This is a genomic window from Pyxidicoccus fallax (assembly GCF_012933655.1).
Taxonomy (GTDB): Bacteria; Myxococcota; Myxococcia; order Myxococcales; family Myxococcaceae; genus Myxococcus; species Myxococcus fallax.
Map to the genome: position 1 here is coordinate 34,531 of NZ_JABBJJ010000046.1, position 17,602 is coordinate 52,132.

The 17,602-nt window shown below is 73.2% G+C and carries 4 protein-coding genes; all 4 read right to left on the reverse strand.

The window, feature by feature from the left end; genetic code table 11:
* Window positions 1-98: 98 nt before the first annotated feature.
* Window positions 99-1,001, reverse strand: a complete 903-nt coding sequence (locus tag HG543_RS12835) for a hypothetical protein (protein WP_169345023.1) — start codon at window positions 999-1,001, stop codon at window positions 99-101.
* Between the two features lie 246 nt (window positions 1,002-1,247).
* Window positions 1,248-3,305, reverse strand: a complete 2,058-nt coding sequence (gene gltJ / locus HG543_RS12840) for an adventurous gliding motility protein GltJ (protein WP_169345024.1) — start codon at window positions 3,303-3,305, stop codon at window positions 1,248-1,250.
* 134 nt (window positions 3,306-3,439) lie between these two features.
* Window positions 3,440-15,715, reverse strand: a complete 12,276-nt coding sequence (locus tag HG543_RS12845) for a tetratricopeptide repeat protein (protein WP_169345025.1) — start codon at window positions 15,713-15,715, stop codon at window positions 3,440-3,442.
* 130 nt (window positions 15,716-15,845) lie between these two features.
* The coding region (locus HG543_RS12850; RefSeq protein ID WP_343073340.1) for a DEAD/DEAH box helicase at window positions 15,846-17,602 on the reverse strand (1,757 nt) is incomplete at its 5' end.

The following is a 17,602-nucleotide window of genomic DNA, read 5'->3' on the forward strand; positions in this document are numbered from 1 at the left end:
GAGGCCTCCGGCCCGGGGCGGGCCAAATGACGAGGCCCCACGCCCAATAACTGGGAGTGGGGCCTGAAACGGCCCCAGGGGGCCGCACGCCTGCTCGGTTACTTCGTCAGGGTGGCGCAGTAGCCGTTGCCACCCGTGAAGTAGAAGCCGAGGACGATCTGGCTGTCGGAGGCGCTCGTGCAGAGATTGACGGAGAGGGACGCGCTGCGACCATCCGACGAGCGCTGGTAGCCGTTGCTGAGCGGCACGCCGTTCAGCTCGCTACCGTTGGTGCGCACGTAGAAGAAGCCGTTGAGGCCCTCCTTGGTGGTCGGCAGGGTGCCGCTCTTCGAGTAGAACGAGACGCGGGCCTTGACGGTCTGGGCGGTCGTGTCCGAGCCGCAGGCGCCACCGAAGATCTCCTTCGTCACGTTGTAGATGATGTTGCCGGTACCGGTGGCCGGGTCAAAGTTGGCGGCCGGCTTGCCCGACAGGTTCGGGCAAGTCGGAGCCGGAACCTCGGCGCAGGAGCCAGAGCTGCAGAACTCGCCGTAGGCGCAGGTGGACTGGGCCTCGCCGGAGCAGGTCGCCGGGCCGGTGTCCTCCTCCTCGCACTGGCCGCTGGCCACGTCGCACACGCGGCCGCTGCCGCAGTCAGCGTCGGAGCCGCACTTCGGCACGCACACGGTATCGAGGTCGGAGCAGACCAGGTCGGAGGTCTCCGCGTCCGAGCCACCGTTGCAGAGCTCATCCGTGGAGCACTTGCAGACGCGCGTGGCCGCATCGGGGCCCGTGCCACCCACCGCGGCGCACGACCCGCGCGCGGACTCCGGGCACTCGGAGACGTCAGTACACGTCTGCACGCACACGCCCGCAGTGGGGTGACAGATCTCCGTCTCGGTGTTGCAATCGTCGTTGGTGGTGCAGGTGGCGCCGCCCTCGTTGTCGTCGCCGCAACCAGCCATGAAACCGCTCATCGCGCCCAGCGCCGTGAGCACCAGCATCATCTTGCGAAGCTGCATTTGGAATCTTCCTCCTGAGTGGGAACGTCGCGCGGGATCTCCGGCCTCTACACATAGACCCCGACGTCCTTGGAAGCGGGCACGGCTTTAGTCCTGCTCGTCCGGACGTGTCAACGAGTGTCGACGCCCCACTCGACGTCCCCGCTTCGGAGGAAATTCAGCGCTCACAGAAGCAGACAATTGACGCAAAAAAGGCAGGCATGACTCGCACGTCACGCCTGCCCTCCACACACCACCCACACCCGCTCAGAAGGTGAACGGGAAGTCGATGGGCTCGCCCTGCTTCTTGTGCTTCGGGAAGGACCAGCTCTTGATGAGCCCGCTGATGCAGGTGGCCATGTAGGTGGTGCGGAACTCATCCGTGCGGCACGAGACGGCCGTGGTCTTCCCGCTCGTCTGGATGGTCCACCGCATCACCAGCTTGCCGCTGAGCGCCGGGTCCTTCTTCTTCTGCTCGTTCACGCACTTCACGATGGCCGGCTTGTTGGCCAGCACCACCGCCATGATGTCCGACTGCTGCAGCCGCTCGGGCGTGGCGCCGCCGGGCTCCGGCGGGACGTACGCGGTGGGCCGCGCCTCCGGCTGCTTCGTCTCCTGCTTCGGCTTCTTCGTGCCGAACAGCTCGTCGAAGTCGTCGCCGTCGCTCGAGGACGGACGCTCCGCGCGCGCCACCTGCGGACGCTCCTCGGGCTCCTCGCGACGCGAGGACCCCGACGCGGGACGACGCGTCGTCCCGGAGCGGTCCACCTTCGCCACCGCCGGAGGCTCCGCCGGCTTCGCGGGCGCCGTCGCCGGGGGCGTCGTGGGCGCCGCGGCCACCGCGGCCGGAGGCGTCGCCGGAGCCGCGGGAGCCGTCCCCGGAGCCGCCGCCGGAGTCGTCCCCGGCGCCGCGGCCACCGCCGCGCCCGGAGCCGTCCCAGGGGCCGCCGCGGGCGCCGTCGCCGGAGTCCCGGGAGCCGCCGCGGGGGCCGCCGGCTGCGTGTTCTGCGCCACACCGGACGGCGGCGGAGGCATGGGCGGCATGTTCGTGGCGGCCGGCTGGGCCGCCGCCGGCGGAGTCACCGCGGGCGTGTCGGAGCGGTTGTTGTTGCCACTGACGAAGAACACCACCGCGCCACCCGCGACGAAGAGGAACGCCGCGGCCGCGCCCACCAGCATGCCCGTCTTGCTCTTGCCCCCACCCTGCGCGCCGCCCGGGGGCGGGTACGCGGGCGGATAGCCCGGCTGCGGGTACGGCGCCGCCATGGGCTGCGCGTACTGCTGCGGGGGCGCCACGTACGGCGCCTGCTGCACGGGCGGCGTCGGGTACGGCGCGCCGGGCTGCGCGCCATAGGGCATCTGCGCCGCGGGCGCCATGGGCGCGCCCATCATCGGACCCGCACCGGGCAGGGACGGCGAGGACACCGGCTCCGGCGGCGGCATGGGCACGTCCAGGAGGCGCGACTGCGAGACGGGCTCGCGGCCCAGCGCGGGCGCGGGCGTCGGCGGCGGCTTGGAGAGCGCGTCGTTCTCCTCCTTCACCAGCGAGGCCAGCACGCTGGCGGCGGACGGCTTCCAGCCCATCGGCTCCTCGGAGGAGGAGGCCGGCGCGCTGTCACCCCGAGCGCCCTTGCCCGCGCTGAACGCGGACTGCACCGGACCGGCCTGCACCGTCGGCGTCGAGGTGGACACCGGCTCGGGCGCGACGATGACGGGCTTGGACGGCCGCGGCGCCAGCACCGAGGCCAGCTCCGCGGTCTCCGACAGCGGAATCCAGTCGCTGAAGCCCGAGCGCCAGCAGAGGCTGTCCGGGCCCACCTCACCGCGGTCCCACAGGTCCTTCACCTTCTCCACGGTGAACGGGCCCACCTGCTTCTCGTCGATGGCCACGTACCACTCGTGCGCGGCGGCGTTGGACTTCGCGTCCTCCTTCGCGGGCTCGGCCTCGGCCTCGGCCAGCTTGCGCACGTTCTCCGCGCTGGCCTCACGCGCCGCGGCCTCGGCCGCCTCGCCCGCCGGAACCTTGTGCGTGCCGGAGCTGAGGACCTGGTCGAAGACCGCGCCAATCTCGTCCTCTTCCACGTCCGTGAAGAGGCCGCCCTCGGGCGGAGTGCCGAGCGACGCCGGCATGGACGCGGCGGACGAATCCGCGGCGGAGGACGCGGGAGCGGCTTCCGGCGCCGACTCCTTCGCGGCCGGCGCGCCCGCGGGGCGCACGGTGATGGTGTGGCCGCACTTCTTGCAGCGAACCTTGACCCCCTTGGGGCCAACCTTGTCGTCGCTGATCATGTACTGCGCGCGGCAGCTCTCACAGACGAAACGCATCTTTTCCGTAAGCCTCGGAAATGACGGGAGAAATCCCGCCCGAATCGTAGAAGTGACATCCGGAGGGGTCAAGGACGCGAACCACGCCCGCCCGGCTACTCATCAACGCATGACCCCGTTACCGGGGTCTGTCGCTACTTGCGCACCTGTACCTCCACGTGGGTGCCCACGGCGACGCGCAGGGCGTGCAGGTCCTCGGAGGTGGCGAACACGAGCAACTCCCGGAGCTTGTTGCGCACGGGGACGCGGAAGGCGGAGCCCGTCTCGCCCTGGACGAGGCGGCGCACCGGCTCCATTTCGCCCGCGGCGAACAGGCCCGCGCGCGCGGCGGTCAGCTCCGCGCCCTCCAGGTACTGGCGCACGGCCTGGGGCGTGGCGCCCGGCAGCCAGGCGCGAGCGGCCTTGGCCAGCGCCGCGCGGTCCGGCTCGCTGAGGCTCTTCTCCAACAGCCGCCGCTCCGGCTCCACCAGGTGCTGCGCCTCGGCGATGCGCACGTTGCCCACCACGAGGCTCAGCGCCGCCTGGAGGATGGCCTCCAGGCGCTCCACGGCCACGCGCTGGCTGAAGGCCAGCTCCGGACGCGCCAGCGCCAGGGTGCGGCCCAGGAGGTAGTACACCTCCTTCTGGCCCTGCTCCGCGAAGTACTTGCCGCCCACGCGCACGCAGGCCGGGTGCGTCTGCAGCAGCTCCGCGTTGACGAGCGGCTCGGGAGCCGGCTCGTTGGAGCGCTTCGCCATGCGCTCGCGCGTGGCCACGAGGAAGGGCGAGTACAGCTCCACCGCCTCCATGCCCAACAGGCGCGCCACGTACCGGTAGTGGTGCACGTGGTACTCCTGCGCGCTGGCCACGTCGATGCGGTGCTTCTTCGGCACCAGCTGGTACTGCGGGAAGGGCACCGCGTACAGGTGGCCCGCCTTCTCGAAGAGCAGCCCCAGGAGCTCGGCCAGCGGGCCGCGCGCCTTCGGGTGGAAGAGGTGGTTGTGCCACAGCTGGTCCGTCAGCGGCCGCTGCGCCACTTCCTTCTTCTTCGCGTAGGGCCCCAGCTTGGTGAGGATTTCCTGCTCGTCCTCACCCGCCTCGCCCAGCAGGCCCGCGGACGCCTGCGCCGCGAGCCACGCGCCGTCGTAGTCCTTGCGCAGCGCGGCCAGGCGCACGAGCTGACCGCACACCTTGCGCGGGTCCGTCGTGTTGGGCAGCGCGCGGCGGAGCGCGGCGATGGCCTCCTCCTCCTTGCCCGGCATCTGCCCGGCCACTTCCGCGAACGTCTCCTGCACCGTCGCGTCGTCCGGCAGGCCCTTGGCGGCGACACCGTAGGCGGCCACCGCGCCCTCAGGGTGCTTGAGCACCTGGAGGTACAGGTCGCCGAGCGCGCGCCACAGCGCCATGCGCGCCACGTGCGTCTCCGGCGTCTTGGGCAGCCGGCCCAGCATCTTCGTGTAGTTCTCCTCCAGCACCTTCCACTGGCGCGCCGAGCCGAGCATCGCCTCCAGCGCGCTGAAGGCCTCCACGAAGCGCGGGTCCAAATCCAGTGCGGCGTTGAAGGCCTGGGTGGCGCCCTCCACGTCCTTCAAGTCATCGCGACGCAGCTCGCCCAGGGCGAACCAGACGCGCTTGGCCTTGTGCGGCTCCATGGCCAGCGCGGGCAGCGCCAGCATCCGCCCCAGCACGTCCGCGGCCTTCTGGCCCTGCCGCGTCTCGCGCAGCAGCACGTAGAGCTGGTCCATCACCTCGGGCGCGTCAGGCTGCGCCTTGAGCGCCGTGGTGAAGGCGTCGATGGCCATGTACGGGTCGTGCAGGTGGTCGCGCGCGATGCGGCCCAGCTCCAGCGCCACCTTCGCCTTCGCCTCGCCCTCCAGCACGCCCACCAGCTGCTGGCGCAGCTCGGTGGACTTCTCGTACTGGGCGGCCTTGTCCATCAGCGCCACCAGCGCGCGCAGCGTCGGCTCGTGGCCGGGGTCGATGGCCAGCGCCTTCTCGAAGTGGTTCTGCGCGCGGTCCGTCTGGCCGAGCGCGGCGTGGATGTCGCCGATCTGCCAGTAGACCTCCACCACCTCCAGGTCGGTCAGCTCCTCGCGGTGGTGGATGAGGATGGTCTGGAAGACCTTGAGCGCGCCCTCGTAGCGGCGCGTCTGCACCAGCAGGTTGCCGTAGCCCTCCAGCGCGGGCAGGTAGGTGGCGTCCAGCTCGTAGGCCTTCTCGTAGCAGCCGAGGGCCTTGTCGCGCCGGCCCAGCTTCTCCGCCACGTAGCCCAGGCGGTACAGCTGACGGCAGAGGTCCGCGGCGCTGACGGACTCCTTCTCCACCATCGCCTTCTCCGCCATCTTCCGCGTGACGATGTCCAGCATCCGCTCGCCGGACGCCCAGTCCTCGCGGGCGATGTAGACGTCCGACAGGGGCCGCGCGGCCTCGAGGCTGTCCGGGATGTGCTTGAGGGCCTGCTCCCAGTAGCCGGTGGCCGTCTCGCGGTCCTCGCGCGTCTCCGCGTGGTAGCGCGCCACGTCCAGCAGCGCGCGGCCCTTGGCGACCGGGTCCTCGGTCTGCTCGGCCTCCTGGATGAGCGTCTGCTCGTAGCCCGCCCAGTCCTTCTCCTGCTCCTGGATGCCCTTGAGGGCGCGGATGCTGGGCAGGTGGCCCGGGTCGATGGCGAGGGCCTGCTGGTAGGCGCTCCGCGCGCTGCCGGAGTCCATCAGCATGTCCTCGTTGATCTTCCCGAGGCGGTAGTACAGCTCCACCGCGTCCGGCGTCTGGCCGGCGAGCTCCGCCTCCTTGGCCAGCATCTCCAGCGCGAAGGGCCAGTTGCCGCTGCGCTCGTAGAGGTTGCCCAGCGCGTGCAGCGCCGGCCGGCACGCGGGGTCCGCCGCGAGCGCCGCGTGGTAGCTGTTCACCGCCTTGTCCAGCGCCTTGAGCTGCTGGTATTGGACGTTGCCGATGTCCACGTACAGCTCGGCCTGCTCCTGCGGGCTGACGGCCAGCGACAGCTGCCGCTCGTACGCGGAGATGAGGTCCTCCCAGCGGCCCTGCATGCGCCGCAGGCGGATGAGCGACTTGATGGCCTGGACGTTCTGCGGGTCGATGGAGAGCACGCCCTCCACGCAGACGTCGGCGTTGGCCGGGTTCTGGTACTTGTCCTCCCAGATGGTGGCGCTGCGGAAGAGGACGCGGACCTTCTCGCGCCAGTCCTCGCTCAGCTCCAGCATCCGCTCGTAGATGGCGAGCAGGTCCGCCGGCTGGTCCAGCCGCGTGTGCAGCCGCTCCAGGGCCTCCAGCGCCGTGCGGTTGACGGGGTCCAGCTCCAGCGCCTGCCGGTAGGCGGCCACCGCGGACTCGTCGTCGTTGAGGTCGCGCTCGTAGACGCCGGCCACCTCCACCTGGATGCGGGCCCGCTCCTCGATGGTGTCCGCGAGGTCCCTCGCGCGCAGCAGCGTGGCCGCCACGTCCGGCCAGGAGCGCTGCCGCCGGTACAGCGCGGTGAGCACGCCCAGCGTCTCCGCGTCCGGCTCCAGCTCCAGCGCGCGAAGCAGCGCGCTGGCGGCCTCCGTCGGGTCGTCCAGCTTCTCGTCCCAGATGCGGGCAATCTCGCGGAGGATGCCCTTGCGCTGCTCAATCGAGCCGGCGGCCTCCAGCTTCTGCTCGAGGGCGACGACGTAGTCCTTGTCGCGCCCGCGCCGCTGGAACATGGCGGCGAGGCCGTCCAGCGCGGTGGCGTTGGTCGGGTCGAACTCGAGAATCTTCCGGAACGAGCCCTCCGCGGCCTGCGGGTCATCCAGCCGCGTGTCGTGCACGCGGGCCAGCGTGGCGTAGAGGCGCTCGGCGAGCGAGCCGCGCGGCAGCTCGTCGGCGACCTCCTCGTAGACGGCGGCCAGCTCCTCGTGGCTGCCCGTCTCGTCCGCCAGCCGCTCCACCTCCTCGCGCAACGTGTCGTCCGACGCGTCCAGCTGCAGCGCGCGGCACAGCGCGAGGAAGGCCACGTCCTTCTGCCCCAGCCGCCCCTCCTGCACCCGGGCCAGCTCGCGCAGCGAGGCCAGCTTCTCCTCGTTCGTCACGAGGTGGGGCATGTAGCGGTCCACCACCGTGGCGTACGCGCGCCAGTCGTTGTGCGTCTTGTACAGCGCGCACGCGCGCTCGTAGGCGGTGCGGTTGGACGGGTCCAGCTCCAGCACCTTCTCCAGCGCGCCCGTGGCCAGCTCGGGCTTGCCGCCCTGCCCCACCCACAGGTCCGCCACCGCGAAGTGCGTGGCCACCGCCAGCTCGCGCTCCTCGGCCGTCAGGTGCACCTGCACCTTCAGCTCCAGCGCGCGCACGGCGTCGTTCCAGGCGCGCAGGGACTCGAAGAGCGAGTACACGCGCTCCAGGTCCGGCACCAGGTGCGGCTCCACCTCCAGCGCGCGGCGGGCGGCGTCGAGCGCCTCCTCGCGGCGGCCCATGCCGGCCAGCACTTCCGCCAGCCGCAGGCGCAGCGCCTTCACGCCCTCGCTGCTCTCCTGCAGCGGGATGAGCCGGCGCAGCACGCCCACCAGCTCCTCGCGCTGACCGGTCTCGTCGTACAGGTCGCGCAGGCTGTCCAGCACGCCGCGGTGGCGCGGGTCGCGGTCCAGCGCCGCCTTGAAGTACGGCACCGCGGCTTCCGGCTGCTTCAGCAGGCGGTACACCACGCGGCCCAGCCGCTCGTTGAGGCGCACCACCTCGCGCGGGTCCAGCGTCACCGCCAGCCGGCCCTCCAGCAACTCACGCAGGTCGCCCGGACGGTTCGCGCGCTCGTACAGCGACTCCAGCGCGGAGAAGGCCTGCTCGTTGCGCGAGTTCTTCGCCAGCAGCTCGCGGTACAGGTCGATGGAGCGGTCCAGGTCCGACAGCCCCTCGGCGGACACCTGCGCCATCTTCGCGAGCACGCGGTCGCGCTCGGCGCCGGAGACCTTGTCGGCCTGGAGCTTCAGGATGGCGTAGAGCTTCTCGGACGCGTTGGCGCTCTCGTAGATGCCCTCCAAGAGGCGCGCGGACGCCAGGTGCGCCGGCTCCAGCTTGAGGATGGCCTCGTACGCGCCGGCCGCCCGGTCCGGGCTGTCCAGCCGCTCCTGGTAGAGCTGCCCGAGGCGGAAGAGGTAGCCCACCTTCTCCGCGGACTCGGTGGCGCCGGTGACGAGCGCCTCGAGGATGCCGGCCAGCTCCGGCCAGGCCTCCAGGTGCATGTACAGCCGGTCCAGCGCGACGAGCGCCTTGTCCTGCACGTCCGGGTGCAGCGTGCGCGCGCGCTCGTAGTAGGTGACGGCGCGGTCGGAGTCGCGCAGCTTCGTCTCGAGAATCTGCCCCAGCTTGAGGCACACCTGCGCGGCGTCCGCGGCCTCGGCCACGCGCGGCAGCGCCTCCTCGTACGCCGACACCAGCTCGTCGTAGCTGTTGGCCGCGTCCGTGGCGTTCTCCAGCCGGCGGCGCACCTCGCCGTCGTTGGGGTCCTCCTTGAAGGCGCGGAAGAGGGCCAGGAAGGCCAGCTCCGCCTCGCCCTGCGCCTCGCGCAGCGTGGCCAGCTCGCCCAGGAGCGCCTTGCGCTCGAAGGCGTCGGTGGACACGCCCACGCGCGTCTCGATGACCTGCGCCAGGCGCGGCACGTCACCCGCGGCGCGCAGGGCGCGCAGCAGCGTCTCCACCGCCAGCAGGTTCTGCGGCTCGCGGGTGACGAGCGCCTCCAGCCGGCCCACCGTGCCCGCATGGTTGGGCTGCACCGCCAGCACCTCGCCGTACAGCGCGAGCGCGCCCGTCTTGTCCAGCAGGCGCGACTCGCGCACGGTGGCCAGGCGGAACTTCAGCTCCACGCCCTCCTCGGGCGGCAGCAGGGCGATGCGCTTCGACAGCACGTCGGCCAGCTCGGGCCAGCGCTCCTGCTTCTGGCAGAGCGCCTCCATGCGCTCCAGCGCCGCCACGTCGTCCGGCTTGAGCTCCAGCAGGCGCCGGAACGTCGCCAGCGCGCTCAACGAGTCCTTGAGCTGCTCTTCCTGCAGCGTGCCCATCTGGAAGAGCACCGCCGCGCGGCGCGCCGGCTCCTCCGCCACGGCGAGCTGCCGGCGCAGCACCTCCAAGAGCTCCGTGGGCTTGCCCTGCGAGGCCACCAGCCGCACCGTGCCGTCCAGCGCCTCGGTGTCGGTGGGGCGCAGCTCCAGCACGCGCTTCCACGACGCCAGCGCCTCGGCCGGCTCGCCCAGGTCCGTCTGGATGCGGGCCAGCGCGCGGTACAGCTCGGCGCGGGACGAGTCACCCGCCTTGGACGCCACCTCGGACAGCACCGCGGAGAGCTCCTCGGGCGCCTCGGCCTTGTCCACCAGCGCCACGCACATCTCCAGCGAGCGCAGGTCGTCCGGCAGCTCGCGCAGCGCGCGGGTGGCGGACACGAAGCCCATCTCCGGGTTCTCCAGCGGGCCGGAGTAGATTTCCGCGATGCGGCGCAGCAGCGCGGCGCGCTCCTGCGGCACCGCCTCCGCCGAGGCGCGCGACTCCAGCATCTCCACCTGCTTCAGGTGGTTGCCCACCGAGGCGAAGATGGGCTCCAGGGCGCTGGCGGCGGCGCCGCGCAGCGGACTGTCCGAGCGCGCCATCTCCTCCAGCGCGCCCACCGCGCCCGCGTGCCCGGCCCGGCGCGCCAGCACCGCCTGATACAGCTCCAGCGCGCCGCGCGGGTCCTCCAGGCGCGACACCTTGAGGCGGCCCAGGCGCACCCGCAGGTCGGACGCCTCCTCCTGCGCGCCGCGCGCGTCCGCGAGCTGGATTTCCCGCTCGATGTGCTGCGCCAGCTCCGGCCAGCGCTCCGTGTCCGCCAGCACGCGGCCCAGGAGCTTCAGCGCGTTGCCGTTCTCCGGACGCAGCGCGAGGATTTCACGGTACGCCTGCGCCGCCAGCGACTTGTCCGCCAGCGTCTCCTCGGCGAGGTGGGCCAGCTCGAAGAGCAGGTTCACCTGCGAGGACGCGTTGGCCTCCGCCGCCACCTGCCGGCGCATGACGAGCGCCAGCTCGCGGTTCGCGCCGGTGCGGCGGTGCACGCGGGCGATGGACTCCAGCACCGTCTTGTTCTTCGGATCCCTCCGGCTCACCTCCTCCAGCGCGCGGACCGCGAGGTCGTAGCGCTTGAGGCGGTTGTCGTAGATGCCGGCCAGACGCCGCCACAAATCACCCGCGAGCGGCTCCTGCGGGTCGCGCTCGAGCTGATCCTCGTAGGCCCCGGCCACCTCCTCGAAGGAGCCGGAGTCCGCCGCGAGCCGCTCCAGCTCGTCCCGGACGGCGGCCTCGTGGGGGAACTCGTTGAAGGCGCGCAGGCGCGCGACGAAGGCGAGCGACGTCTGCCCCAGTGCCTCGCGCAGCATGGCGATTTCCTGCAGGTGCTCCAGCCGCCGCTCCGGCGCCACGCCGGGCAGCAGCACCTCCAGCACCTCCACCAGCTTCCGCGTGTCGTTGATGCCGCGGTAGACGGGCTCCAAGAGGCGCGCCGCCTCCACGCGCGGGCCGTCGTGCGCCATCAGCCGCTCCAGGCCGGCCACCACCTGGCCGTCCCCGGGCGCCAGCTCCAGCAGCCGGCGGTACACCGGCAGCGACTCGGCGGGGCCCACTTCCTTCTCGAGCAGCTGCGCGCGCTTCAGCAGCCAGCCGCGGCGCGCGTTGTCGTCCGCCGCGCCGTCCGCGAGCTGGTCCAGCACGTCCGCCTGCTCCACGAAGCGCCGCGCCTTGGCGTACAGCTTCTCCAGCGCGAGCAGCCCCTCGGGCACCTTCCGCAGCGCCAGCGCCGAGCGGTACGTCTCGATGGCCTTCGCGTCCTCGCCCGCGTTGGCGTACGCCTCGCCCGCCTTGAGCAGCAGGCCCACGCGCTCCACGGGGTCCGTGGAGAGCTGCGCCTGGCGCGTGTACACCTCGGACAGGCTCTTGGCGTTCTGCCCCTTCTCGTACAGACGCGAGAGGGCCTCCAGCGCCTGCCGGTCCTGCGGCGCGTCCGCCAGCAGGTTCTTCCAGAGGCGCGCGGCCTCCTCCGGCTGGTCCAGCGACTCGCGCAGCTCCGCGGCGCGCCGCAGCAGCTCCAGCGCCGCCGGGTCGCCGGACGTCAGCTCCAGCGCCGCCGTCTCGTAGATCTCCGCCAGCACCTCGTACGAGCCCGTCTCGCGCGCCAGCCGCTCCAGCTCCGGCCGCACACCGTCCCGGTCCAGGTTCTGGGCGAAGGACTTCACCGCCGACATGAAGGCGAGCGGCGCCTGGTTCATCTCGCGCTCGTAGATGCGGCGCACCTCGCCCGCGAGGAGGATCTTCTCCACGGTGAGGGCGGACTCCATCCGCGCCTCGCGCAGCGCCACGCGGCGGGCATGGTCACCCACCTGCGCCAGCACCGGGTCCAGCACGTCCAGCGCCGCGCCGCTCGTGGGCACGGCGGCCTTCACCCACTCCTCCAGCGCCGCGCGGGCGCCGGGGTGGCCGGGGTCCTCGGAGAGGATCTTCTTGTAGAGGCCGAGCGCCGCGTTCGCGTCGTCCAGCTCCGTGCGCTTGAGCTCCGCCAGGCGGAAGGACACCTCGCGCCCCTGCGGGCTCTGCCCCTCCTGGTTGCGGCGCAGGCCCAGCGCCCAGGCCAGGTCCTCGTTGCGGCCCAGCTCCGTGTAGAGGCGGTCCAGCGCGGCGGCGGCCTCGCGGTTGGCGGGGTCGCGCTCGGCGATGGCGCGCCACGCGGCGGCGGCGCTCTCGCGGTCGGTGAGGCGCGTCTCGTGCAGCAGCGCGGCCTCGCGCAGGAAGACGAGCTGCTCGGCCGGCTCCGGCGTCACGGCGGCCAGCTTCTCCAGCACCTCGGCCAGCGCCGCCCACTCCTCGCCCGCGCGGTGCAGACGCTGCAGGGCGCGCAGGCTGTCCAGGTTGCCCGGCTCCAGGGCCAGCAGGTCGCGCAGGGCCTTCACCGCGCCGGCCTTGTCGTCCAGCTTCTTCTCCTGCACCTCGGCCAGCTCGCGCAGCAGCGCCAGCCGCGCCGGGCCCACGTCGCCCTCCTCCGCCAGCTCGGCGAGGATTTCCGCGTAGCTGTCCAGCGCGTCCGCGTCCTCCGCCGCCTGCCGCGCCGTGGAGCGCAGGCCCGCGTCACCGGGGGCGAGCCGCAGCGCGCGCGCCAGGGACGCGAAGGCCAGCTCCGGCTGCCGCAGGTGCGCCAGGTGCACCTGGGCCGCATGCCGCAGCGCCTGCACCCGGGCCGCGTCGTCCTTCGCCACCTCGGCCAGCACGTCCAGCGTGGCCACCAGCTTGCGGTGCTCCTTGGTGCGCTCGAAGGCGGGCACCAGCACGCGCGCCGCCGCCTCGCGCGCCGGACCGGAGGCGAGCATGGCCTCCAGCGCGGCCAGCGCGTCCGGGTCCGTGGGGCGCTGGGTGAGGATGTCCGCGTAGCTGCTCACCGCCTCCACGCCGCCGTCCTGCGAGCCCTGCAGCAGCTGCGCGCGGCGCAGCTTCAGGCGCGCCAGCTTGTCCGTCTCCCCGGCCGACTCGGCCAGGGCAATCATCCGCGCCAGCGTGTCGCCCAGCTCGCGCGTGCGGCCGGCCTTCTCGTACAGCTCCGCCAGGCGCGGCAGGTGCCGGCCCTCCTCGGCGCCGTGCGACAGCGCGGACTGCAGCGCCTCGGCGGCCTTGTCCGGGCGGCCCAGCTGCGTGTCGAGGTCCACGAGCTGCAGCAGCAGCTCCAGCTTCTCCTGCCCGCGCGAGCCCTGGATGCGCTTGCGCAAGAGGCCCTCCGCGTCCGCCGCGCGGCCCGCGCGCCCGTACAGCTTCACGAGCCGCTGCAGCACCGCGCTGGACTCCGGCGCGCGGCCCACCGCCGCCTCCAGCGAGGCGATGGCCTCCGCCGCCAGCCCGCCCTCCTCCGCCAGCCCCGCCGCCTCGGTGAGCAGCGACACCGCCAGCGCCGGGTCTTCCAGCTCGGACGCGAGCGTGCGCAGCACGCGGCCCAGCTCGGCGTGCGCGGACAAGTCGCGCGCCAGGCGCAGGGCCTCGGCGCGGCTGGCCTCGTCCTTCGGGTCCTCGCGCAGCGCGCGCATCCGCACGTCGAAGGCGGCGCGGCTGTCGGCGAGCTGCTTCTCGTGGATGCTGGCCAGCAGCGCGAAGAGGCGCTTGCGCGCGGCCGCGTCCGTCGTGGCGTCGAGCTGCTGCTGGAGCGCCGCCACCTGGCGCTGGTGGTCACCCGTGCGGCCGTAGTGCGTGGCCAGCGCCTCGGCGATCTCCACCGTGCGCACGCCCGCCGTCGCCAGCCGCTCCAGGCCGCCCACCACCACGCCGGTGGAGACGCCCTCGGACAGCAGGCCGAGGAACAGGTCCGCCGCGTCCTCCTGGCGGCCCAGGCGCTCCGCGTACAGCTTGGCCTGACGCCCCGTCCACTCGTTGCGCTCGAGCTGCGTCTCCGCGAGCCCCGCCAGCCGGCCGGCCAGCGCCGCCGCCTCGTCGAACTTCGACAGCGCCACGCACAGCGCCTGCAGCCGCTGCACCGCCACCGGGTCCTCCGGCGCGAGCAGCACCCACTGGCGCATCAGCGACTCCAGCTCCTCGGGAGACGCGCCCGCCGCCTCGCGCCGGGCCAGCTCCGCCTCGACCTTGGTCTTCGGGTCGTCCGCGAGCGCCGCCGCGGCCTGGAGCGACTTCACCGCCTCCGTCGCCGCCGCGTCACCCGGCACGCGCGCCAGCACCTCGCGCCACGCCGCCTCGGCGCGCGCGGGGTCCGCCAGGGGGCCCTGGAGCAGCTGCGCGAGCTGCCGCCACAGCGTCGCCGCCACTTCCGCCACCGGAGCCGCCTGCGCCGCGCGCTGCAGCGCCAGGGCCAGCGCGGGCTGCGCCTGGGCCTTCTCCGCGTGCTCCACCACCGTGCCGAGCAACAGCGGCCGGCCCGGGTCCAGCTCCAGCGCCCGCGCCAGCACCTCGAAGGCGCCGCGCGCGTCGTCCTTCTCCTCGAACATCAGCGCGAGCGCCTCGCAGAAGGCCACCCGCTCCGCGCGCGGCCGCGGGGCCAGCAGCGCCAGGTCCAGCAGCGGCACCACCGCCTCGAGCTCATCGTCCTCCGCCAGGAGCCGCGCCAGCTGGAACGCCGCCATCGCCTGGGTGGAGTCCAGCTTCAGCGCCGCCTCCAGGTGCGCGCGCGCCGCCGCCGCGTCCTTGAGCTGCGTCAGGCACAGCTCCGCCAGGCGCAGCCGCATGGCGGCCTGCCCCGCCTTGTCCTTCATCGTGCCGAGGTAGCGCTCCAGCACCGCCACCGCGTCCGCGGCGCGGCCCTTCTCCAGCAGCAGCTCCGCGGTGAGGCTCGCCGCGTCCGCGCGCGAGGCGTCCGCCGCCACGGCCTTCTCGAAGGCGGCCAGCGCCCCGTCGCCGTCGTTCAGCTTGCCCAGCCGCAGCGTGCCCACGCGCAGCCACAGGTCCACCTGCGCGGCGCGGTCCTTCACCTCGCCCGCCATGGCCTCAATCTGCGCGATGGCCGGGGCGAAGTCGCCGCCGGCGCGCTCGGCCAGCTTCTCGATGAGCGCCAGGCCCTCGGGCATGCCCGGCCACAGGAGGAAGCAGCGGTCCAGCGCCTCCTTCACCTTGCCGGTGGCACCCGGGTCGTACCAGGCGAACAGCTTCGCCACGAGCAGCGACAGCCGGGCCGCGCTCTTCCGGTCGCGCTCCTCCAGCGACATGCTGCGCAGCATCCGCACGCGGTCGCGCCACGTCTGCTCGAAGCGCTGCAGCGCCCGCGTGGCCTTCTCGACGCGCGCGTTCTGCGGCTCGATGGCGCGCGCCACCTCCAACACCTTCTGCGCCAGGGCGTGCTCGGTGGGGTCATCCACCAGCCGCTCGGCGAGCGCCGAGTACTCCTCGGCCATGCCCGCGTCGCCCAGCGCCTCGCGCTCGCGCTCCAGCGCCTCGAAGGCCGGCTGGAAGAGCTGCTCGGACAGCAGGATCTGCCGCACGCGCCGGAAGAGGGCCCGGTCCGGCTTCGCCCGCGCCGCGCGCTGCAGGCACAGCACGGCCCGGTCGCGGCGGAAGAGCTTCTGCTCGTAGAGGTCCGCCGCCTTGAGGTAGTGGCCCGCGCCCTCCTCGCCCTGCGTGGACGCGCCCAGCCGCTCCAGCACGTCGGCCAGGGCGGCCGCGTCCTGCCGCGACTCGTGCAGCCGCTTCAGGCCGCGCAGCGCCGGCAGCGGGTCCTTGCCCACCAGCAGCGCGCGCTTGAGCAGCTCCTCGGCGCGAGGCGCGTTGCGCTGGCGGTCATGCGCCAGCTCCGCGGCACGGCACAGTACGCGCACCGCCTCGTCGGCGGGCACGTCGCGGGCGCGCCCCTCGTAGAGGCGGATCAGCTCCTCCACTCGGCCGGCCTTTTCGAGGGCGGCTTCGGCTTCGACGAAGGTCCGGTCATCGGACACGCGCAGCGTGGGACGCGGGGGCGTGGGCTGTTGCATGGGGAGTGGCGGGCCTTGAAATGGGAATAGAACGCAGCAGGGGCGCCAGCGGCCGGAACTCTACCGGTCGCCAGCGCCCCCGAGCAATCATGCAAAACCCGCCAAACGGCGGGATTTATTGGCTTTCTTGCTACCCAGCCGAGGGAGCGTCGGGGGGCGTCTCGCCGCCCTCGCTCCCCTCGCCGCCCTCTCCACCCTCGGCCGCGTCGGCGGCGGGAGGCGGAGTGGCGGGGGCCTCGGGCAGGGTCTTCGCCCGCTCCAGACCGGCGTTGTCGCCGAGCTGGGTGTACAGGGCGATGGCCTTGTCGCGCTGCTGCAGCTCTTCGGCGAGCTGGGCGGCGCGCGCCACGTTGCCGAGCTTCTCGTGCAGCGGGAGCGCCTTGTCCTTGCGGCCAGCGCCCTCCCAGGCCTCGGCGGCGGCGGCGGTCTCACCGAGCAGCTCCAGCCACCGGGCACGGCCCGCCGGCTTCTGCTCCGCCTCGGCGCGGGCCAGCTCGCGCTGGGCCAGCTCCTTCGCCTCGTCGTCCAGCTTCAGCCGCTGCATGAAGTGGAAGGCCTTGGGCGGCGGCAGGGGGCTGAGCACCTCCACCGCCTCGCGGCGCTGGCCCACCGCCACCAGCAGGGTGGCGGCGCCCAACCGGTCGCCGCGCTCCACCAGGCTCTTCACCTCCAGCCCGCGGATGCGGTTGGCGCTGGCCATGTCCCGGGCGCGCTCGTACGACTTGCGCGCCAGGGTGAGCTTGTTGGCGCGCTCGTAGGCGAGCGCCGCCTGGTCGAACTGGCGGGCGCGCTCGTACAGCCGGGCCACGTTCTCGAAGTCGCCCTTGCCCACGTAGTGCTCCATGAGGAGCTCATAGGCGCCGGCCTTCTCCAGCGTGGGAGCAAGCTGGTCCGGGGGCAACGTGCCCACCAGCCGGCGCGCCGCGTCATTGTTGCCGGCGGCCAGGGCGTTGCGCAGGGCGCTCTTGAGGTCCCCGCCCGCCTCGAACAGGCGCGTGGCCTCCGCGAAGTTGTTGTTGCGCTCGTACAGCCGGGCCGCGTCACGCGTGCGGCCCATGCCCTCGAGCTGCTTCGCCTGCTCCTCCCACGTGCCCGTCAGCTCGGGCAGCGGGCGCTCGCCCCGTTCGGGACGAGGACCGCGCTCGGCGCGCTCCGGACGCGGGCCCCGCTCGGGACGCTCCCCACGCTCGCGGCGCTCCCCGCGCTCGGGACGGGGGCCCCGCTCTCCGCGCTCACGGCGCTCGCCCCGCTCGGGACGCTCACCGCGCTCACGGCGGGCCTCGACTGGAGGAGCGGCGGGCTCCTCGGTCTCCGGGCCCGGCTGGCGGCCGCTCGCGGTGAACGCCGACTCGGCGCGCTCGCGGTCACCCGCCGCGCGCCAGGCCTGGCCCACGAGGAACATCACGTCCGTCCAGGCGTCGAACTTCTCCTTCGCCGGATCCGCGGCGGGAGCCGCGGGCGCGGCGGCCTCGGCCGGGGCAGCACCCTCGGCTGGAGCCGCCCCCTCGGCCGGCGCCCCCTCGGCGGGAGCGGCGGCCTCGGCCGGAGCAGCCTCCGCCGGAGCGGCGCCTTCCGCCGGAGCGGCCGGAGCCTCGGGCGCCGGCGGCTTGGGCTGGCGCTGCACGCGCAGCAGCGTGGTGATGAGGCGGCCACGCGTGTTGAGGTCCAGGTCCTCCAGGGACTTCAGGCGCATGGGCCGCAGCGAGCGGACGATGGCCTGCAGGGGGGCCTTTTCGGCCACGAAGTCCGTCTTGGAGAGGGCCTTCTCCAGCGTGCTCAACTCGGCGATGACGCGCTGACCGGGGCCGACGGGCCCTTCGTCACGGTCTCTCCGACCGCGGCCTTCGCCGCGGCCACGGCCGCCGTCTCTTCCACCCGGCCCACCCC